This is a genomic window from Streptomyces sp. AM 2-1-1 (genome assembly GCF_029167645.1).
Lineage (GTDB): Bacteria > Actinomycetota > Actinomycetes > Streptomycetales > Streptomycetaceae > Streptomyces.
In genome coordinates this window covers 3,096,754-3,116,483 of record NZ_CP119147.1, presented here as the reverse complement: position 1 = coordinate 3,116,483, position 19,730 = coordinate 3,096,754, and the positions used below count along the sequence as shown (strand labels likewise).

13 protein-coding genes and 3 rRNA genes are annotated in these 19,730 nt (G+C 69.0%); 13 read left to right on the top strand and 3 right to left on the bottom strand.

The window, feature by feature from the left end:
• Positions 1 to 58 precede the first annotated feature (58 nt).
• Entirely contained in the window at positions 59 to 907 is an 849-nt protein-coding gene (locus PZB77_RS13265) for a hypothetical protein (protein ID WP_275492801.1), read from the bottom strand.
• Between the two features lie 113 nt (positions 908 to 1,020).
• The gene (locus PZB77_RS13260; RefSeq protein ID WP_275492800.1) at positions 1,021 to 1,830 is read right to left on the bottom strand and encodes a maleylpyruvate isomerase N-terminal domain-containing protein; all 810 of its coding nucleotides are present in this window, start codon (positions 1,828 to 1,830) and stop codon (positions 1,021 to 1,023) included.
• A 110-nt stretch (positions 1,831 to 1,940) separates the two neighbouring features.
• On the opposite strand from PZB77_RS13260, the gene PZB77_RS13255 reads away from it, so the two are divergent.
• The 4 genes from PZB77_RS13255 (at position 1,941) to ilvD (ending at position 6,644) form a co-directional block, all read left to right on the top strand.
• Complete coding sequence (locus tag PZB77_RS13255) at positions 1,941 to 2,888, top strand: Ppx/GppA phosphatase family protein (protein WP_275492799.1); 948 nt, start codon at positions 1,941 to 1,943, stop codon at positions 2,886 to 2,888.
• A gap of 202 nt (positions 2,889 to 3,090) precedes the next feature.
• Positions 3,091 to 3,915, top strand: a complete 825-nt coding sequence (locus PZB77_RS13250; RefSeq protein ID WP_275492798.1) for a sugar phosphate isomerase/epimerase — start codon at positions 3,091 to 3,093, stop codon at positions 3,913 to 3,915.
• Positions 3,912 to 4,571: a TetR family transcriptional regulator gene (locus PZB77_RS13245; RefSeq protein WP_275492797.1), complete on the top strand. Its 660-nt coding sequence runs from the start codon at positions 3,912 to 3,914 to the stop codon at positions 4,569 to 4,571. Before PZB77_RS13250 ends, PZB77_RS13245 begins: the two co-directional genes overlap by 4 nt.
• 222 nt (positions 4,572 to 4,793) lie before the next feature.
• Positions 4,794 to 6,644, top strand: coding sequence for a dihydroxy-acid dehydratase (gene ilvD, locus PZB77_RS13240; protein ID WP_275492796.1), 1,851 nt, complete (start codon positions 4,794 to 4,796; stop codon positions 6,642 to 6,644).
• Positions 6,645 to 6,755: 111 nt separating this feature from the next.
• Here ilvD and PZB77_RS13235 read toward each other — a convergent pair whose 3' ends face one another.
• The gene (locus tag PZB77_RS13235) at positions 6,756 to 9,017 is read right to left on the bottom strand and encodes a PQQ-binding-like beta-propeller repeat protein (RefSeq protein WP_275496046.1); all 2,262 of its coding nucleotides are present in this window, start codon (positions 9,015 to 9,017) and stop codon (positions 6,756 to 6,758) included.
• A 124-nt stretch (positions 9,018 to 9,141) separates the two neighbouring features.
• On the opposite strand from PZB77_RS13235, the gene PZB77_RS13230 reads away from it, so the two are divergent.
• The 9 genes from PZB77_RS13230 to PZB77_RS13190 all read left to right on the top strand — a co-directional run bounded on the left by PZB77_RS13230 (position 9,142) and on the right by PZB77_RS13190 (position 19,727).
• Positions 9,142 to 9,558, top strand: coding sequence for an SH3 domain-containing protein (locus PZB77_RS13230; RefSeq protein WP_275492795.1), 417 nt, complete (start codon positions 9,142 to 9,144; stop codon positions 9,556 to 9,558).
• 121 nt (positions 9,559 to 9,679) lie between these two features.
• Positions 9,680 to 10,186, top strand: a complete 507-nt coding sequence (locus tag PZB77_RS13225) for a hypothetical protein (protein WP_275496045.1) — start codon at positions 9,680 to 9,682, stop codon at positions 10,184 to 10,186.
• Between the two features lie 296 nt (positions 10,187 to 10,482).
• Entirely contained in the window at positions 10,483 to 11,304 is an 822-nt protein-coding gene (locus PZB77_RS13220) for an ABC transporter ATP-binding protein (RefSeq protein WP_275492794.1), read from the top strand.
• Positions 11,301 to 12,092, top strand: a complete 792-nt coding sequence (locus PZB77_RS13215; RefSeq protein ID WP_275492793.1) for an ABC transporter permease — start codon at positions 11,301 to 11,303, stop codon at positions 12,090 to 12,092. Before PZB77_RS13220 ends, PZB77_RS13215 begins: the two co-directional genes overlap by 4 nt.
• Before the next feature lie 97 nt (positions 12,093 to 12,189).
• Complete coding sequence (gene proC / locus PZB77_RS13210; RefSeq protein ID WP_275492792.1) at positions 12,190 to 12,999, top strand: pyrroline-5-carboxylate reductase; 810 nt, start codon at positions 12,190 to 12,192, stop codon at positions 12,997 to 12,999.
• Between the two features lie 872 nt (positions 13,000 to 13,871).
• Positions 13,872 to 15,397 (top strand): 16S ribosomal RNA (locus PZB77_RS13205).
• Between the two features lie 297 nt (positions 15,398 to 15,694).
• Positions 15,695 to 18,820, top strand: a 23S ribosomal RNA gene (locus PZB77_RS13200).
• 74 nt (positions 18,821 to 18,894) lie between these two features.
• A 5S ribosomal RNA gene (rrf, locus tag PZB77_RS13195) occupies positions 18,895 to 19,011 on the top strand.
• Together the 16S, 23S and 5S rRNA genes form the textbook arrangement of a ribosomal RNA operon.
• A 71-nt stretch (positions 19,012 to 19,082) precedes the next feature.
• On the top strand, positions 19,083 to 19,727 hold the full coding sequence (locus PZB77_RS13190) for an HAD family hydrolase (RefSeq protein ID WP_275492791.1): 645 nt from the start codon (positions 19,083 to 19,085) through the stop codon (positions 19,725 to 19,727).
• Positions 19,728 to 19,730 lie beyond the last annotated feature (3 nt).

The window sequence follows — 19,730 nt, the reverse complement described above, 5'->3', positions numbered from 1 at the left end:
TCACGGCCGGAAGGCACGGGACGGGAAGGTTCGAGGCCCCGACCCCGAGCCCCCCGCGTCAGGCGGGGGTCACCGGGTCGGCCGGGTGCGGGGCCATCGGCAGCAGGGAGGCGAGCCGCTGCTCGCAGAGCTCGACCAGCCGTGCGTACCCCTCCTTGCCCATCAGCTCGGTGAGCTCGGGGCGGTAGGAGACGTAGACCGGGTCGCCGGCGCCGTGCGCGGAGGTGGCCGAGGTGCACCACCAGTGCAGGTCGTGACCGCCCGGGCCCCAGCCCCTGCGGTCGTACTCGCCGATGGACACCTGGAGCACCCGGGTGTCGTCGGGCCGGTCGATCCAGTCGTACGTACGCCGGACCGGCAGTTGCCAGCAGACGTCGGGCTTCGTCTCCAGCGGCTCCTTGCCCTCCTTCAGGGCCAGGATGTGCAGCGAACAGCCCATGCCGCCGGCGAAGCCGGGACGGTTCTGGAAGATGCAGGAGCCCTTCCAGCGGCGTGTCTGGCGCTCACCGTCCTCGTCGATGCCCACCCATCCCGTGGACGTGCCCTCGTCGTGGAACTGCCAGATGTCCGGGGTCAGCCGCTCGACGTGGCCGGCCACCCGCTGCTCGTCGTCCTCGTCCGAGAAGTGCGCGCCGAGCGTGCAGCAGCCGTCGTCCGCCCGGCCCGCCTGGATGCCCTGGCAGCCGCTGCCGAAGATGCAGGTCCACCGGGAGGTGAGCCACGTCAGGTCGCAGCGGAACACCTGCTCGTCGTCGGCCGGGTCCGGGAACTCCACCCAGGCCCGGGCGAAATCGATGCCCTTCTCGTCGGACGGGTCGGGTCCGCTCCGTTCCGTCGGCCGACTCCCCCGGATCATCTTCTGCTTCTTCGTTGCTTTGCCCGGCTTCGCCTTGTTCGTCTTCGACACGCGCCAAGAGTAAGTCCGGGGCCGGAGAAGACCGGCACGGCGGTCGGCGCCGCGACCCGGGTACCCCGCACGGCCGGATCCCCCGGGCCCGCCGGGAGGAGGCCGGGGCAGGCCTACTCCTCGGGCTCCCAGGCGCGCAGCAGGTCGAGCAGCTCCCCGTCCCCGTCGATCCGCAGGCCACCGGCCGGGAGACGGTCGTACAGGAAGAGGACCAGCTCGCCGGCGGAAGCGGAGACGGACACGTCGGCCGCGGCGCGGTCCTGCCCGGCAGGGCCGGCGGACGTCTCCCCGGGCGCGGGCAGACGGAGGTGGCGCGCTCCGGCGCCGTCCACGGTGAGGCGCCAGGAGATGCCTTCGGCGGCGTGGAAGTCGAAGGTCGCGGGCCGGTGCGGCCAGGCGGCGGGCGTGGCGACGCACGTGGACAGGAACTCGTCGACGCCGTCGAGCGCCGTCTTCGCCGGCAGCGGCTGCGGCGCGCTCCACGAGACCAGGGCGTCGTAGGTGTGCACGGCGGTCTCCTGCACCCGGTGCCGGGCCACCCCGCCCGCGTTCCGCGGCGTCAGGGACCGGCCCCACCAGGTCCAGCAGCCGCGATCCGGGCCCGCTTCCCGGAGCGTGTCCAGCAGCAGCCGCGTCGACTCGGCCGACCAGGCCAGCAGGGCGTCACGTTCCGCCGGTGCCGCCACGGCGGCACGCACGGCCAGGGCGTCGGCCGGGGGCACGTCGGCGGGGCCCGCCCCGACGACGGCGGCCCAGAAGCGGTCCCCTCCGCCCAGGTGCTCGACCAGGTCGAAGAGCGTCCACCCGGGACAGGTGGGCACCCGTACGTCGAGGGCGGGTGCGGAGGCGACCGCGGCGCGGAAGGCGCTCGACCGGTCGTCGATCAGGTGCAGCAGGCCGGCGAAGTCAGGGGTGGTGGTCACCCGGTGTCTCTATCACCGCGAGCCGCCCGTCCGACAGACGTTTTTCCCGGCGGGCCCCGGTTCTTCCGGGCGGGGCGGGGCGGCGCCACTTTCGGCGTAGCGTTCCGGCCATGAGACTCGGAGTCCTCGACGTGGGGTCGAACACGGTTCATCTGCTGGTGATGGACGCGCACCCCGGCGCCCGCCCGCTGCCCGCGCACTCGCACAAGGTGGAGCTCCGCCTCGCGCAGCTCCTCGACGCGGACGGGGCGATCGGCCCGGTGGGCGTCGACCGGCTGGTCGCCACCGTGGCCGACGCGGTCGTCGCCGCCGAGGACAAGGGGTGCGAGGAGGTGCTGGCGTTCGCCACCTCGGCGGTGCGGGACGCCACCAACGCGGACGCCGTGCTCGCCCGGGTGCACGACGAGACCGGCGTGGACCTCGCGGTGCTCAGCGGCGAGGAGGAGGCGCGGCTGACCTTCCTGGCCGCCCGGCGCTGGTTCGGCTGGTCGGCGGGGAAGCTGCTGCTGCTCGACATCGGCGGCGGCTCGCTGGAGATCGCCCTGGGACTGGACGAGGAGCCCGCCGCGGCCGTGTCGCTGCCGCTCGGCGCCGGACGCCTCAGCGCCGGCTGGTTGCCGCGCGACCCGGCCGGGGCGGAGGAAGTACGGGAGCTGCGCCGGTACGTCCGGGCCCGGATCGCCCGTACGGTCGGCGAGTTCAGCCGCCTCGGCGGGCCCGACCGCGTGGTCGCCACCTCGAAGACCTTCAAGCAGCTCGCCCGGATAGCCGGCGCGGCGCGCTCGGCGGACGGGGTGTACGCCCCGCGGACCCTCACCGCCGCGGCCCTCGCGGAGTGGGTCCCCAAGCTGGCGCTGATGACCGCCGAGGAGCGCGGCCACCTCCCCGGCGTCTCCCCGGGGCGGTCCGGCCAGCTGCTCGCCGGGGCGCTCGTCGCCGAGGGCGCGATGGACCTCTTCGGGATCACCGAGCTGGAGATCTGCCCCTGGGCGCTCCGCGAGGGCGTCATCCTGCGCCGCCTCGACCACCTGCCGGCGGAACGGACCGCGCTGAGCTGACGGCCGGCCGCACGTACGGGCCCGCACCGGGGCCCGTACGGCTTCCCCGGGCGGCGGTACGGGTGCCGGTCGCGCCGCCGTACGGAGCCCGGCCGGGGCGCGCCCCGGGCGCCTTCTCCGCAGGCCGGTGGCGGTCCATGGCCCTTCTCACTTTCGCTCCCGTCCTCTCGGCCCCGCGCCCACGGGCCCGTACGCTGTCCAGGTGGCAGATCCAGCGGTGCGCATCCCCGGTGCGAAGGTCGCCCTGTCGACGGCCTCGGTCTACCCGGAGTCGACGGCGACGGCCTTCGAGATCGCCGCGCGCCTGGGGTACGACGGTGTCGAGGTCATGGTGTGGACCGATCCGGTCAGCCAGGACATCGAGGCGCTGCGCCGCCTCTCCGACTACCACCAGGTCCCGATCCTCGCCGTGCACGCGCCCTGTCTGCTGATCACCCAGCGGGTGTGGTCCACCGATCCCTGGGTCAAGCTCCAGCGCGCGCGGTCCGCCGCCGAGCGGCTCGGCGCCTCCGCGGTCGTCGTCCACCCGCCGTTCCGGTGGCAGCGCCACTACGCCCGCGACTTCGTCGACGGGATCTGGCGCATGGCGAACGAGACCGACGTCCGGTTCGCGGTCGAGAACATGTACCCGTGGCGCTACCGGGACCGCGAGATGCTGGCGTACGCCCCCGACTGGGACGTCACCCACGACGACTACCGGCACTTCACGGTCGACCTCTCGCACACCTCGACGGCGCGTACGGACGGGCTGGCCATGGTGGACCGGATGGGCGACCGGCTCGCCCACGTCCACCTCGCGGACGGCAAGGGCTCCGCCAAGGACGAGCACCTGGTACCCGGCCGGGGCGACCAGCCCTGCGCCGAGCTGCTGGAGCGGCTGGCGCGCGACGGCTTCGACGGCCACGTGGTCCTGGAGGTCAACACCCGCCGGGCCATGTCGTCCGCGGAACGCGAGGCCGACCTCGCCGAGGCCCTCGCCTTCACCCGTCTCCACCTCGCCTCGGCCAAGCGGACGCCCCGGCCGTGACCTCCCGTTCCACCCCGGAAGGGCCGGCCGCCCCCCGCCGCCGGGGCCGCCCCTCGCGCGCCGGGACCCCGGACGGGCCGGACGCCCGGACCCGCATCCTGCGGGCGGCCCGCACCGAATTCGCCGAGCGCGGCTACGACAGGACGTCGATGCGTTCCGTCGCCCGTGCGGCCAGTGTCGACGCGGCCCTGGTCCACCACTACTTCGGGTCGAAGGACGGGGTGTTCGCGGCGGCGGTGGAGCTCTCCTTCGAACCCGCCCTGGTCGTCCCGCAGATCCTGGGCGGTCCGGTGGAGGGGGTGGGGGAGCGGATGGCGCGCTACTTCATCTCGGTGTGGGAGAACCCGGTCAGCCGGGCACCGCTGCTGGCGATCGTCCGGTCCGCGCTCACCCACGAGGCGGCGGCCGAGGTGCTGCGCGGCTTCCTGCTGCACAAGCTGCTGGAGCGGATCGCGGCGGAGCTGGACGTACCCGATCCGACCTTCCGCGCCGAGCTGGCCGCCTCGCACATGGTCGGCATCGCGATCCTGCGGTACGTCGTCCGGGCGGAGCCGCTCGCCTCGGCCGATCCCGAGCGGATCATCGCCCTGGTGGCGCCGAGCATCCAGAGCTACCTGGCCAGGGGCGCGGCGGACGGGCCGGCCCCCGCGGACTGACCGGCTGCGGCGGTCGGGCCCCGGCGCGGACGGACCGGCCGGCTCCGACGACGGGCCCGGCGCCGCCCGCCACTCCGCCCGCCACTCCGCCCACCGCTCCGTGAGCATCGCGTCCCGCTATCCGGACGGACTGTCCAGATCCTGGAGTCGGGGCGTACGCTCGGAACAGTCTTTTCCGTCGAACCGGACAGCCTTTCTTACCTGTCGAAGGAGCGAGCGACGATGCCGCAGCTGAGGTCCCGCACTGTCACCCACGGTCGCAACATGGCGGGCGCGCGCGCCCTCATGCGGGCGTCGGGCGTAGCGAGCGAGGACATCGGCAAGCCGATCATCGCCGTCGCCAACTCCTTCACCGAGTTCGTCCCGGGCCACACCCACCTCGCCCCCGTCGGCCGGATCGTCTCCGAGGCGATCCACGCCGCGGGCGCGGTGGCGCGCGAGTTCAACACGATCGCGGTCGACGACGGCATCGCGATGGGCCACGGCGGGATGCTCTACAGCCTGCCCTCGCGCGACCTGATCGCCGACTCCGTCGAGTACATGGTCGAGGCGCACTGCGCCGACGCGCTGATCTGCATCTCCAACTGCGACAAGATCACGCCCGGCATGCTGATGGCGGCCCTCCGCCTCAACATCCCGACGATCTTCGTCTCGGGCGGGCCCATGGAGTCCGGCCGGGCCACCCTCGTCGACGGCACGGTCCGCACCCTCGACCTGGTCGACGCCATGTCCGACGCGGTCAACGACAAGATCTCCGACGCGGACATGCTCCGTATCGAGGAGAACGCCTGTCCCACCTGCGGCTCCTGCTCCGGCATGTTCACCGCCAACTCCATGAACTGCCTGGCCGAGGCGATCGGACTGGCCCTCCCCGGCAACGGCTCGACGCTCGCGACCCACACCGCCCGCCGCGCCCTCTACGAGAACGCGGGCCGCACGATCGTCGAGATCACCAAGCGCCACTACGAGCAGGACGACGCCACCGTCCTGCCCCGCGCCATCGCGAGCCGCGCCGCGTTCGAGAACGCCATGGCCCTCGACATCGCCATGGGCGGCTCCACCAACACGATCCTGCACCTCCTCGCCGCCGCCCAGGAGGCCGGGCTCGACTTCGGGCTGCCGGAGATGGACGAGATCTCGCGTCGCGTCCCCTGCCTCGCCAAGGTCGCGCCGAACGTCGCCAAGAACCGCACGTACTACATGGAGGACGTCCACCGCGCCGGCGGCATCCCCGCCATCCTCGGTGAGCTGCACCGCGGCGGACTCCTCAACGAGGACGTCCACTCCGTCCACTCCGCGTCCCTCGCCGAATGGCTCAAGAGCTGGGACGTGCGCGGCGGTTCGCCGGAGCCCGAGGCCGTCGAGCTGTGGCACGCGGGCCCCGGCTGCGTCCGCTCCGCCACCGCCTTCTCGCAGTCCGAGCGCTGGGACACCCTCGACACGGACGCCGCCGGGGGCTGCATCCGCTCCGTCGAGCACGCCTACTCCCAGGACGGCGGCCTCGCCGTCCTCAAGGGCAACCTCGCGGTGGACGGCTGTGTCGTGAAGACCGCCGGTGTCGACGAGTCGATCTGGACCTTCGAGGGCCCGGCCGTCGTCTGCGAGTCGCAGGAGGAGGCCGTCGAGAAGATCCTGCTGAAGCAGATCGCGGAGGGCGACGTGGTCGTCATCCGTTACGAGGGCCCCAAGGGCGGCCCCGGCATGCAGGAGATGCTCTACCCGACCTCCTACCTCAAGGGCCGCGGGCTCGGCAAGGCGTGCGCCCTGGTCACCGACGGCCGCTTCTCCGGCGGCACCTCGGGTCTGTCGATCGGCCACGCCTCCCCCGAGGCGGCGTCCGGCGGCACGATCGCGCTGGTCGAGGACGGTGACCGGATCCGCATCGACATCCCGAGCCGCTCCATCGAGCTGCTCGTCCCGGACGCCGAACTGGCGGCCCGGCGCGAGGCGCTGAACGGCGTGTACGCCCCGAAGAACCGCGAGCGCAAGGTCTCGGCCGCGCTCCGCGCCTACGCGGCGATGGCGACCAGCGCCGACCGGGGCGCCGTGCGCGACGTCTCCAAGCTCGGCTGACACCGCCCCGCCCGGCGGCTGGACGCACGGGACGGGCAAGGCCGCCCGGTCACCCCGCGAGGGGCGGCCGGGCGGCCTTGCGTCCACCGCCCCCGCCGGGGCCGGCCGTTCTCACCAGGCGGCCGGATCGCGGCCGTCCACCGCGAAGACGGACCCGTCCGGTGCCGTCCCGACGACCCACCGGCCGGACGGGGCGGGTGCGGGCAGCCAGGAGGCCAGTTCGAGCTTCCCCTCCCGCAGCCGGGGGGCCGTCTGCCCGAGCAGCGTGCCCCGCCGGGTGTCCACCGCGAGCAGCCGGCCGTCCGCCGCCGAGAAGTACAGGCGGTCGCCCGACGCCAGTACGGGGGACGAGGTCAGCCCCACCGCGGTCTCCAGCCGCCACCGCTCGGCGCTCCCGCCGCCGGCCGGAGGGCGGATGGCGAGGGCCACCAGGGTGCCGCCGGGGGCCAGCAGGTACGCGGTGTCGCCGTCGACGACCACGTTCGGTTCGCCCATGCGGAACGGCAGTGCGATCCGCTCCGCCGTCCGCGTCCCGGGGTCGTACCGCACCAGGGCGTCCGTCAGCGCGCTCGCCCCCGCCGCCTTCAGCACCAGCGATCCGTCCGAGGCGCCGACGGGCGTCAGCGCCCCGTCGAGCCGCCGTCGCCACCGGACGCCGCCGCTCTCCGCGTCGAGCGCCGTCACCAGGGTGGTGGACCCGTCCGCCGCGCCCTCGTAGAGATAGGAGAGGCCGGACGCCGGATCGTGGATGCCGAGGGACGGCAGCGCGTGCCCGGTGAAGCGGTGGCTCCAGCGGAGCGACCCGGTCGCGGTGTCGATGCCCTCGACCGTGCCGTCGCCACCGACCCGGAGCAGCGTCTCCCCGGCGCTCCGGGGGACGCCGAAGGAGGTGGGCGCGCCGATCGACCAGACCCGCTCGCCGTCCCGGGCGCCGTACGCCCGCAGGGCCACGCCCGGCTCGGCCACCACGACCGGACCGCTCCCCGGCGCCTGGGCCTGCGCCTTCCGCGAGGAGTCCCGGTGCGTCCAGAGGAGGTGCCCGTCGGCGGGGTCGATGCGGGCGGTGCCGTAACCGGACGCGGAGCAGTAGAGCGCCGCGTCGCCGCCCGCGGAGGCGGGGGCCGTGAAGCAGTACGGGGTCGAGCCGGCGGCCCCCGCCAGGGCGGTCCGCCACGGGGCGAAGGCCGCCGCGCCGGGGGCACCGCCGCCCGCCTCCGTCACCGGGCCGGTCGCGGCACCCGAACCCACCACCGCGTAGACCGCGCCCCCGGTCGCGAGGGTCAGCAGCGCCGCGCAGGCCGCCACCCACCCGGCGCGCCGCGACCGGAACCGCCGGGGCGCCGAGGGCGCGTCCCGTACGTGCGTCGACTCGGTGCCGGGAGGCGCACCGGCGGACCGGGGCCCGGAGAGCGGCTCACCGGAAGGTGCACCCGCCTCCGGCGTGTCGCGCTCCGGGGCGGTGGCGTGCGGGAGCGGCGCCGGGCCGTCTTCCGCGGGTTCCGCCGGGGCCGGCCGCCGTGGCGCGGGGACGAAGGCCGCCGCGTCGTACGACGGGGGCAGCAGCGCCGCCATGATCTCGTCGGGCGTCGGCCGCAGCGCGGGGTCCTTCGCCAGGCACTGGCCGACGAGCGCGGTGAGGTCGGCCGGCACCCCGGTCAGGTCGGCCTCGTCGTGCACCACCTGGTACGCCACCAGGTACGGGCTGTCCGAGTCGAACGGTCCCCGCCCGGTCGCCGCGTGGACCAGCACCGCGCCGAGCGCGAACACGTCGGCGGCCGGCCCGACCTCCCGCGGCCGCTGGAACTGCTCGGGCGCCATGTAGGGCGGCGAACCGATCAGCTTCCCGGTCTCGGTGCGCAGCTCGCTGTCGTACGGGCGGGAGATCCCGAAGTCGATGACCTTCGGCCCGGTGTCCGGCAGCAGCACGTTGCTCGGCTTCAGATCGCGGTGGATGACCCCCGCCCGATGGATGTCCCGCAGCGCCTCGGCGAGCCCGGCCGTGAGCCGCCGCAGCTGTGCCGGGTTCATCGGGCCGTTCCGCTTCACCTGGGCGGCGAGCGTCGGCCCGGGGACGTACAGCGTCGCCATCCAGGGCAGCGGGGCGTCCGGATCGGCGTCCACGACGGGCGCGGTGAAGGCTCCGCTGACCCGCCGGGCGGCCCCCACCTCCTGCCGGAAACGCGCCCGGAACTCGGGGTTGGCGGCGTACTGCCGGTGCACGATCTTGATCGCCAGCGGAAGGCCCGACGCGGACGTGGCGAGGTGGACCACGCCCATGCCGCCCTCGCCGAGGCGCGCCTCCAGGCGGTACCGGCCGGCGTACTCGGGATGTTCCGCTTCCGGACCCGGACCGGCTTCCCGCAGCGGTGCCATCACCCACCCCCGTGTGTTCGACCGCAAGCGCGACGCACGGAGCTTATTCGATGCTTCACCCTTGCCGCGCAAGGGTTGTTAGCCTGCGCGTCACCTGTACCGATCCGACCCGGGGGAGGGCCTCATGGCCGTAGAAGAGAACACCGTCCAAGCACCCGCGCCCACGGACGTCGGCGCCGCGCCGGCGGAGCCGGTCGTCGTGGAGGCCGGCCCGGCACCGGTCGTGCCGGCGACCGCCGCCACCCTGAGCGTCGAGCCGGTCGGCGCCGCGACGCTCGGCGCCACCTACGAGGTCGGCCGCTACCCGGTCGCACCGGGGTACCGCGTCTATGTCCGCAACGGACCGGGCACCTCGTACGGCGTCATCCGGCTGATGCCCTACGGCGCGATCGTGCCGATCTACTGCCAGAAGGCCGGCGAGCGGGTCACCGGCCCGTACGGCTCCTCGAACCTCTGGGACTGCATCGCGAACGGCGAGTTCGTCTCGGACGCGTACGTGCACACCGGCAGCGACGGGTACGTCGCCACCCGCTGCGCCTGAGCGACCCACCGGCGGCCGGTGGGTCGGCCCACCGGCCGGACCGCGCGGAATAATCGACGGCGTGAGCGAGAACAGCGACACCACCGCAGCCCCGCCCGCCGGACCCCCGGCCCCCGGGCCGCTGCCCACCGGTACGGGCCCGCACGGCGCGACCGCCCCCGGTCCGCAGCCCGAGCCGCTCCGCTTCTTCGGCACGACCTGGGTCGACCACGACGGCCGGTACGCGCTGCGGCGCGTCGGCGTCGCCGCCGGATCACTGGCCGCCGCCGTCGCCTCCTGCGTCGTCCTGCGCTTCGCCTTCGACGGCCTGGAGATCGCCGGGACCGGCAACTCCCTGAACATCCTGGTCGTGCTGATGTTCGCCGTCTGCAGCGCCGTCGCGTACCGCAAGACCTGGGAGGGCTTCCGGAGCCGTCCCGCGGACCCGGGGCGCGAGGACAGCCTGCGGGGCCTCAAGACGATCGGCTTCATCGGCTCCCTGCTCGCCTACTTCGTCCGCTCGCTCCGCGAAGCGCCCGGCGAGGGCGTGCTGCGCACCGAGTACGAGACCGCCCTCGCCCGGTACGCCAAGCGCCGCACGACCCGCACCGGGAACCCGGCCGTGCGCAAGACCCGTAAGCGCCCGTAGGACGCCCGCCCGCGCGCGGGCACCCCCCGCTCGCGTGGCACGCCGCACGCCCACCGCCCCCGCGTACGACGCCCACCGCCCCCGCGCACGACGCCCACCGCCCCCGCGCACGACGCCCACCGCCCCCGCGCACGACGCCCACCGCCCCCGCGCACGACGCCCACCGCCCCCGCGTACGACGCCCACCGCCCCCGCGTACGACGCCCTCCGGCCGCACGGTCGAAGCCCGGGATCCCCAGGGACCCCGGGCTTCCGCACGTCTTGACGCGGGATCCGCGACGCTCCATATTCATCACATGATGAATATGGAGCGCACCACCGGAGCGGCCCCCGCACCACCGCATCCCGGCCCGCCGCCCGCCGCCGTACGGGCCGCGGGCCTCACCGTCGTACGGGGCGACCGCACCGTCCTGCGCGACCTCGGCTTCACCGTCGAACCCGGCAGGATCACCGGTCTGCTCGGCCCCTCCGGCTGCGGCAAGAGCACCCTGATGCGCGCCCTCGTCGGCACCCAGGCCCAGGTCACCGGTGTCCTCGACGTCCTCGGTACCCCCGCCGGCCACCCAGGCCTCCGCTCACGGGTCGGCTACGTCACCCAGGCTCCCTCCGTGTACACCGACCTGACCGTCCGGCAGAACCTGGACTACTTCGCCGCCGTCCTCCTCCCCGGCCGCGCCCACCGGGGTACCCGCCGCGCCGCCGTCGCCCGCGCCATCGAGGACGTCGACCTCGCCTCCCACGCCGAGGTCCTGGCCGGCCGCCTCTCCGGCGGCCAGCGCAGCCGCGTCTCGCTCGCCGTCGCCCTGCTCGGGGAGCCCGAACTCCTCGTCCTGGACGAGCCGACCGTCGGCCTCGACCCCGTCCTCCGCCGCGACCTGTGGAACCTCTTCCACACCCTCGCCGCCGACCGGGGGACCACGATCCTGGTCTCCTCCCACGTCATGGACGAGGCCGAGCGCTGCCACCGGCTGCTCCTCATGCGCGAAGGCGCCCTCCTCGCCACCGGCACCCCCGAGGAACTGCGCACCCGCACCGCGAGCACCACCGTGGAGGAAGCCTTCCTCCGCCTCGTCGACGAAGCCCGGCCCGAACCGCCCTTCGAGGAGACCCCGCGATGAGCAGCGACACCCTTCCCGCCGCCACCCCCGCCCCGTCGCCCGCCAAGCCCCTCACCCCGGCGCGCACGGTCGCCACAGCCGGCCGGGTGCTGCGCCAACTCCGGCACGACCCCCGCACCATCGCCCTGCTGCTGGTGATCCCCGTCGTCCTGATCACCCTGCTCCGCCACGTCTTCGACGGCAGCCCGCAGACCTTCGACTCCGTCGGTGCCTCGCTGCTCGGCATCTTCCCGCTCATCACGATGTTCCTGGTGACCTCGATCGCCACCCTGCGCGAACGGACCTCTGGCACCCTGGAGCGCCTCCTCGCCCAGCCACTCGGCAAGGGCGACCTGATCACCGGCTACGCCCTCGCCTTCGGCGCCGTCGCCCTGGTCCAGTCCCTGCTGGCCACGGCCGTCTCCGTCTGGCTCCTCGGCCTCGACGTCGTCGGATCGCCCTGGCTGCTCCTGCTGGTGGCGCTGCTCGACGCGCTGCTCGGCACGGCACTCGGCCTCTTCGTCTCGGCGTTCGCCGCCTCCGAGTTCCAGGCCGTCCAGTTCATGCCGGCCGTGATCTTCCCGCAGCTCCTGCTCTGCGGACTCTTCGCTCCCCGCGACCAGATGCACCCGGTCCTGGAGGCCCTGTCGAACGTCCTCCCCATGTCGTACGCCGTCGACGGCATGAACCAGGTGCTCCACCACCCCGAGGCCACCGGCGACTTCGTCCGGGACCTCGCCGTCGTCGGCGGCAGCGCCCTGCTCGTCCTCGGCCTCGGTGCGGCCACCCTCCGCCGCCGCACCGCCTGAACGGGGCCGGTGCGAGGATGACGGCGACGAGCACGGGACGAAACCCGGAGCACACCGCGTGCCGAGAACCGTGAGCACAGCCCGGAGGGTGAACCGCATGACCCAGACAGTCGCAGTCCTCGGTACCGGCAAGATCGGCGAGGCGCTCCTCAGCGGGATGATCCGAGCCGGCTGGCGCCCGGCGGACCTGCTGGTCACCAGCCGCCGGGCCGAGCGCGCCGAGGAACTGCGCAGCCGTTACGGAGTCGAGCCGGTCGGCAACGCCGAGGCGGCCAAGAGCGCGGACATCCTCATCCTCGCGGTGAAGCCGCAGGACATGGGAGCTCTGCTGGACGAGCTCGCCCCCCACCTCACCGCCGACCGCCTCGTCATCAGCGCCGCCGCCGGCATCACCACGGCGTTCATCGAGGACCGGCTGCCGTCCGGCACCCCGGTGGTCCGCGTCATGCCGAACACCCCCGTCCTCGTCGACGAGGGGATGTCCGTCCTCTCGGCCGGCAGCCACGCGACCGGCGACCACCTCGTCACCACCGAGGAGATCTTCGGGGGGGTCGGCAAGACACTCCGCGTCCCCGAGTCCCAGCAGGACGCGGCGACCGCGCTCTCCGGCTCGGGCCCGGCGTACTTCTACTTCCTGGTCGAGGCGATGACCGACGCCGGCATCCTCCTGGGCCTGCCGCGGGCCCAGGCCCACGACCTGATCGTGCAGGCGGCCATCGGCGCCGCGGTGATGCTCCGCGACAGTGGCGAACACCCGGTCAAGCTCCGCGAGGCCGTCACCAGCCCGGCCGGCACCACCATCAGCGCCATCCGCGAGCTGGAGAAGCACGGCGTGCGGGCCGCCCTGATCGCCGCCCTCGAAGCGGCCCGCGACCGCAGCCGCGAGCTGGCCTCCGGCCAGGGCTGACCCGTACGGCGGATCCGGTCGCCTGATCCGGTTGCCTGATCCGTACGGCGGCAAGCGGGAGGCCGGGCCCCGTCGTGCCGCACGGGGGACGCGGAACGACGCGGGACGGCCGGACGCGGGGACCGGTGGGTGCGGCCATCCGGTACGGCCGTCCGACAGACCGTCCGACAGCCCCCGATCAGGCGTTGACGCCGCCTCCGGCCCGGGGTTGACACGTAGCTGCCCGCTCCGTATTGTGCTCCGAGTTGTCCGACGTGAGCGCCGACCCCGGTCGGTCCCCGGACAGCCATTCCGCACCACCACACAACGAGGCCCCGACTCTCGGTCGGGCGCCTTTCCGCGTGGTTGTGTGAAATGAGGATCGCGCGTTCGAGAGAACAGCCCCGATTGGCATCGGGGGCCGGCAATCCGCTAATGTCTCACTCGTCGGAAGGGCCGAACGGCCCCGAGGACAAGCCCCACTGACTGGGAATCAGGCCGGAAACGTTCTGATAGAGTCGGACTCGCCGGAAAGGGAAACGCGAAAGCGAAGAACTGGAAAGCGAGAATGTTCCTCCCGCTTCGACCGGGAAACAGACACGAAAGCGTCTGATAGAGTCGGAAACGCAAGAACGAAGGGAAGCGCCCGGAGGGCCCCGGTGAAACGGGACCGAAGGAAGCGTCCGTTCCTTGAGAACTCAACAGCGTGCCAAAAGTCAACGCCAGATATGTTGATACCCCGGCCTGCTTCGGCAGGTTGGTGGTTCCTTTGAAAAGTCCTGCCGGCACTTAACGGTCCGGTGGGCAACAACAGCGAGGACGCTGTGAACGACCGGTCATATTCCGACCTGGTCGTTCCGCTCTCGTGTTGTGATCCCGATTACGGGAAAACATTCACGGAGAGTTTGATCCTGGCTCAGGACGAACGCTGGCGGCGTGCTTAACACATGCAAGTCGAACGATGAAGCCTTTCGGGGTGGATTAGTGGCGAACGGGTGAGTAACACGTGGGCAATCTGCCCTTCACTCTGGGACAAGCCCTGGAAACGGGGTCTAATACCGGATAACACTCTGTCCCGCATGGGACGGGGTTAAAAGCTCCGGCGGTGAAGGATGAGCCCGCGGCCTATCAGCTTGTTGGTGGGGTAATGGCCTACCAAGGCGACGACGGGTAGCCGGCCTGAGAGGGCGACCGGCCACACTGGGACTGAGACACGGCCCAGACTCCTACGGGAGGCAGCAGTGGGGAATATTGCACAATGGGCGAAAGCCTGATGCAGCGACGCCGCGTGAGGGATGACGGCCTTCGGGTTGTAAACCTCTTTCAGCAGGGAAGAAGCGAAAGTGACGGTACCTGCAGAAGAAGCGCCGGCTAACTACGTGCCAGCAGCCGCGGTAATACGTAGGGCGCAAGCGTTGTCCGGAATTATTGGGCGTAAAGAGCTCGTAGGCGGCTTGTCACGTCGGATGTGAAAGCCCGGGGCTTAACCCCGGGTCTGCATTCGATACGGGCTAGCTAGAGTGTGGTAGGGGAGATCGGAATTCCTGGTGTAGCGGTGAAATGCGCAGATATCAGGAGGAACACCGGTGGCGAAGGCGGATCTCTGGGCCATTACTGACGCTGAGGAGCGAAAGCGTGGGGAGCGAACAGGATTAGATACCCTGGTAGTCCACGCCGTAAACGTTGGGAACTAGGTGTTGGCGACATTCCACGTCGTCGGTGCCGCAGCTAACGCATTAAGTTCCCCGCCTGGGGAGTACGGCCGCAAGGCTAAAACTCAAAGGAATTGACGGGGGCCCGCACAAGCAGCGGAGCATGTGGCTTAATTCGACGCAACGCGAAGAACCTTACCAAGGCTTGACATATACCGGAAAGCATCAGAGATGGTGCCCCCCTTGTGGTCGGTATACAGGTGGTGCATGGCTGTCGTCAGCTCGTGTCGTGAGATGTTGGGTTAAGTCCCGCAACGAGCGCAACCCTTGTTCTGTGTTGCCAGCATGCCCTTCGGGGTGATGGGGACTCACAGGAGACTGCCGGGGTCAACTCGGAGGAAGGTGGGGACGACGTCAAGTCATCATGCCCCTTATGTCTTGGGCTGCACACGTGCTACAATGGCCGGTACAATGAGCTGCGATGCCGCGAGGCGGAGCGAATCTCAAAAAGCCGGTCTCAGTTCGGATTGGGGTCTGCAACTCGACCCCATGAAGTCGGAGTTGCTAGTAATCGCAGATCAGCATTGCTGCGGTGAATACGTTCCCGGGCCTTGTACACACCGCCCGTCACGTCACGAAAGTCGGTAACACCCGAAGCCGGTGGCCCAACCCCTTGTGGGAGGGAGCTGTCGAAGGTGGGACTGGCGATTGGGACGAAGTCGTAACAAGGTAGCCGTACCGGAAGGTGCGGCTGGATCACCTCCTTTCTAAGGAGCATTTCTTACCCGGTTTCGGCTGGGTCAGAGGCCAGTACACCGGCGAATGTTCGGTGCTGGTTGCTCATGGGTGGAACGTTGACTATTCGGCACGGTTGGTTGGTTGTTGCGAGTACTGCTTCGGCGTGGAAAGTAATGATGGATCGATCGTGTCGGGCACGTTGTTGGGTATCTGAGGGTACGGCCGAAAGGCTGCCTTCAGTCCGGTCCCGGTGAAGCATCACGTAGTGATGTGTGACGGGTGGCTGGTTGTTGTTTGAGAACTGCACAGTGGACGCGAGCATCTGTGGCCAAGTTTTTAAGGGCGCACGGTGGATGCCTTGGCACCAGGAACCGATGAAGGACGTGGGAGGCCACGATAGTCCCCGGGGAGCTGTCAACCTAGCTTTGATCCGGGGGTTTCCGAATGGGGAAACCCGGCAGTCGTCATGGGCTGTCACCCACTGCTGAACACATAGGCAGTGTGGAGGGAACGAGGGGAAGTGAAACATCTCAGTACCCTCAGGAAGAGAAAACAACCGTGATTCCGGGAGTAGTGGCGAGCGAAACTGGAACAGGCCAAACCGTATGTGTGTGATACCCGGCAGGGGTTGCGCATGCGGGGTTGTGGGATCTCTCTTTCATAGTCTGCCGACTGTGAGACGAGTCAGAAACCGTTGATGTAGGCGAAGGACATGCGAAAGGTCCGGCGTAGAGGGTAAGACCCCCGTAGCTGAAACATCAACGGCTCGTTTGAGAGACACCCAAGTAGCACGGGGCCCGAGAAATCCCGTGTGAATCTGGCGGGACCACCCGCTAAGCCTAAATATTCCCTGGTGACCGATAGCGGATAGTACCGTGAGGGAATGGTGAAAAGTACCGCGGGAGCGGAGTGAAATAGTACCTGAAACCGTGTGCCTACAAGCCGTGGGAGCGTCGCTGTATGTGCTTGCACATGCAGTCGTGACTGCGTGCCTTTTGAAGAATGAGCCTGCGAGTTAGCGGTGTGTAGCGAGGTTAACCCGTGTGGGGAAGCCGTAGCGAAAGCGAGTCCGAACAGGGCGATTGAGTTGCACGCTCTAGACCCGAAGCGGAGTGATCTAGCCATGGGCAGGTTGAAGCGGAGGTAAGACTTCGTGGAGGACCGAACCCACCAGGGTTGAAAACCTGGGGGATGACCTGTGGTTAGGGGTGAAAGGCCAATCAAACTCCGTGATAGCTGGTTCTCCCCGAAATGCATTTAGGTGCAGCGTCGTGTGTTTCTTGCCGGAGGTAGAGCACTGGATAGGCGATGGGCCCCAACGGGTTACTGACCTTAGCCAAACTCCGAATGCCGGTAAGTGAGAGCGCGGCAGTGAGACTGTGGGGGATAAGCTCCATGGTCGAGAGGGAAACAGCCCAGAGCATCGACTAAGGCCCCTAAGCGTACGCTAAGTGGGAAAGGATGTGGAGTCGCAGAGACAACCAGGAGGTTGGCTTAGAAGCAGCCACCCTTGAAAGAGTGCGTAATAGCTCACTGGTCAAGTGATTCCGCGCCGACAATGTAGCGGGGCTCAAGCGTACCGCCGAAGTCGTGTCATTCACACATATAGGGCCAACGCCTGTGTGGATGGGTAGGGGAGCGTCGTGTGCCGGGTGAAGCAGCCGCGGAAGCGAGTTGTGGACGGTTCACGAGTGAGAATGCAGGCATGAGTAGCGATACACACGTGAGAAACGTGTGCGCCGATTGACTAAGGGTTCCTGGGTCAAGCTGATCTGCCCAGGGTAAGTCGGGACCTAAGGCGAGGCCGACAGGCGTAGTCGATGGACAACCGGTTGATATTCCGGTACCCGCTTTGAAACGCCCAGTACTGAATCAGGCGATGCTAAGTCCGTGAAGCCGGCCCGATCTCTTCGGAGTTGAGGGTAGTGGTGGAGCCGATGAACCAGACTTGTAGTAGGTAAGCGATGGGGTGACGCAGGAAGGTAGTCCAGCCCGGGCGGTGGTTGTCCCGGGGTAAGGGTGTAGGCCGTGTGGTAGGCAAATCCGTCACACATTAAGGCTGAGACCTGATGCCGAGCCGATTGTGGCGAAGTGGATGATCCTATGCTGTCGAGAAAAGCCTCTAGCGAGTTTCATGGCGGCCCGTACCCTAAACCGACTCAGGTGGTCAGGTAGAGAATACCGAGGCGTTCGGGTGAACTATGGTTAAGGAACTCGGCAAAATGCCCCCGTAACTTCGGGAGAAGGGGGGCCATCACTGGTGATTGGATTTACTCCATGAGCTGGGGGTGGCCGCAGAGACCAGCGAGAAGCGACTGTTTACTAAAAACACAGGTCCGTGCGAAGCCGTAAGGCGATGTATACGGACTGACGCCTGCCCGGTGCTGGAACGTTAAGGGGACCGGTTAGCTGACTTTCGGGTCGGCGAAGCTGAGAACTTAAGCGCCAGTAAACGGCGGTGGTAACTATAACCATCCTAAGGTAGCGAAATTCCTTGTCGGGTAAGTTCCGACCTGCACGAATGGCGTAACGACTTCTCGACTGTCTCAACCATAGGCCCGGTGAAATTGCACTACGAGTAAAGATGCTCGTTTCGCGCAGCAGGACGGAAAGACCCCGGGACCTTTACTACAGTTTGATATTGGTGTTCGGTTCGGCTTGTGTAGGATAGGTGGGAGACTTTGAAGCGGCCACGCCAGTGGTTGTGGAGTCGCCGTTGAAATACCACTCTGGTCGTGCTGGATGTCTAACCTCGGTCCGTGATCCGGATCAGGGACAGTGTCTGATGGGTAGTTTAACTGGGGCGGTTGCCTCCTAAAGAGTAACGGAGGCGCCCAAAGGTTCCCTCAGCCTGGTTGGTAATCAGGTGTTGAGTGTAAGTGCACAAGGGAGCTTGACTGTGAGACCGACGGGTCGAGCAGGGACGAAAGTCGGGACTAGTGATCCGGCAGTGGCTTGTGGAAGCGCTGTCGCTCAACGGATAAAAGGTACCCCGGGGATAACAGGCTGATCTTCCCCAAGAGTCCATATCGACGGGATGGTTTGGCACCTCGATGTCGGCTCGTCGCATCCTGGGGCTGGAGTCGGTCCCAAGGGTTGGGCTGTTCGCCCATTAAAGCGGTACGCGAGCTGGGTTTAGAACGTCGTGAGACAGTTCGGTCCCTATCCGCTGTGCGCGTAGGAATATTGAGAAGGGCTGTCCCTAGTACGAGAGGACCGGGACGGACGAACCTCTGGTGTGCCAGTTGTCCTGCCAAGGGCATGGCTGGTTGGCTACGTTCGGAAAGGATAACCGCTGAAAGCATCTAAGCGGGAAGCCTGCTTCGAGATGAGTATTCCCACCCCCTTTGAGGGGTTAAGGCTCCCAGTAGACGACTGGGTTGATAGGCCAGATGTGGAAGCCCGGTAACGGGTGGAGCTGACTGGTACTAATAGGCCGAGGGCTTGTCCTCAGTTGCTCGCGTCCACTGTGTTGTTCTGAAATAACAATCCGCTGTGTTTTTCCGGTTGGTTGATTTCATAGTGTTTCGGTGGTCATTGCGTTAGGGAAACGCCCGGTTACATTCCGAACCCGGAAGCTAAGCCTTTCAGCGCCGATGGTACTGCAGGGGGGACCCTGTGGGAGAGTAGGACGCCGCCGAACAATTTTTCCGGGAGACCCCCGTGCCTTGTGGCACGGGGGTTTTCTGCGTTCTGAGCGTCTAGGCTCGAACCATGCGCTACGAACTGGTCATCTTCGACAACGACGGCGTGCTCGTCGACAGTGAGCCGATCTCCAACACGATCCTCGCCGCGTACCTCACCGAGCTCGGTCACCCCACCTCGTACGAGGAATCCCTCCGCGACTACATGGGGTCCGCCGTGCACCGGGTGCACGACCTGGTCCTGGAGCGTACGGGCGGGAAGCTGCCCGACGACTTCGAGACGACGCTCAACGCCAGGCTGTTCGCGGCCTTCCAGGAAGAGCTCGTCGTCGTCCCCGGAGTCGAAGACGTGCTGGGCGAACTGGTCGCGGACGGAGTCGCCTACTGCGTTGCCTCCTCCAGCAGTCACGAGCGGATCCGCGTCAGCCTGAGGAAGACGGGGCTCGACCAGTGGTTCGAGGAGGAGTGGATCTTCAGCGCGGAGGACGTCGGCCGCGGGAAGCCGGCGCCGGACCTGTTCCTCCACGCGGCGCGCTCGATGGGCGTCGCCCCCGAGCGGTGCGTCGTCGTCGAGGACAGCCCGCTCGGCGTCGAAGCGGCCCGGGCAGCGGGGATGGACGTCTACGGCTTCACCTCGATGATGCCGGCGGACCGGCTCACCGGAGTGACCGGGCACTTCTCCGACATGGCGCAGCTGCCCACATTGCTCGCCTGATCC

Coding starts and splice junctions, on each gene's coding strand:
- PZB77_RS13255 (WP_275492799.1), top strand. CDS start 1,941: ATGAGACTCGGAGTCCTCGACGTGGGGTCGAACACGGTTCATCTGCTG.
- ilvD (WP_275492796.1), top strand. CDS start 4,794: ATGCCGCAGCTGAGGTCCCGCACTGTCACCCACGGTCGCAACATGGCG.
- PZB77_RS13235 (WP_275496046.1), bottom strand. CDS start 9,017: ATGGCACCGCTGCGGGAAGCCGGTCCGGGTCCGGAAGCGGAACATCCC.
- PZB77_RS13230 (WP_275492795.1), top strand. CDS start 9,142: ATGGCCGTAGAAGAGAACACCGTCCAAGCACCCGCGCCCACGGACGTC.
- PZB77_RS13220 (WP_275492794.1), top strand. CDS start 10,483: ATGATGAATATGGAGCGCACCACCGGAGCGGCCCCCGCACCACCGCAT.
- PZB77_RS13215 (WP_275492793.1), top strand. CDS start 11,301: ATGAGCAGCGACACCCTTCCCGCCGCCACCCCCGCCCCGTCGCCCGCC.
- proC (WP_275492792.1), top strand. CDS start 12,190: ATGACCCAGACAGTCGCAGTCCTCGGTACCGGCAAGATCGGCGAGGCG.
- PZB77_RS13190 (WP_275492791.1), top strand. CDS start 19,083: ATGCGCTACGAACTGGTCATCTTCGACAACGACGGCGTGCTCGTCGAC.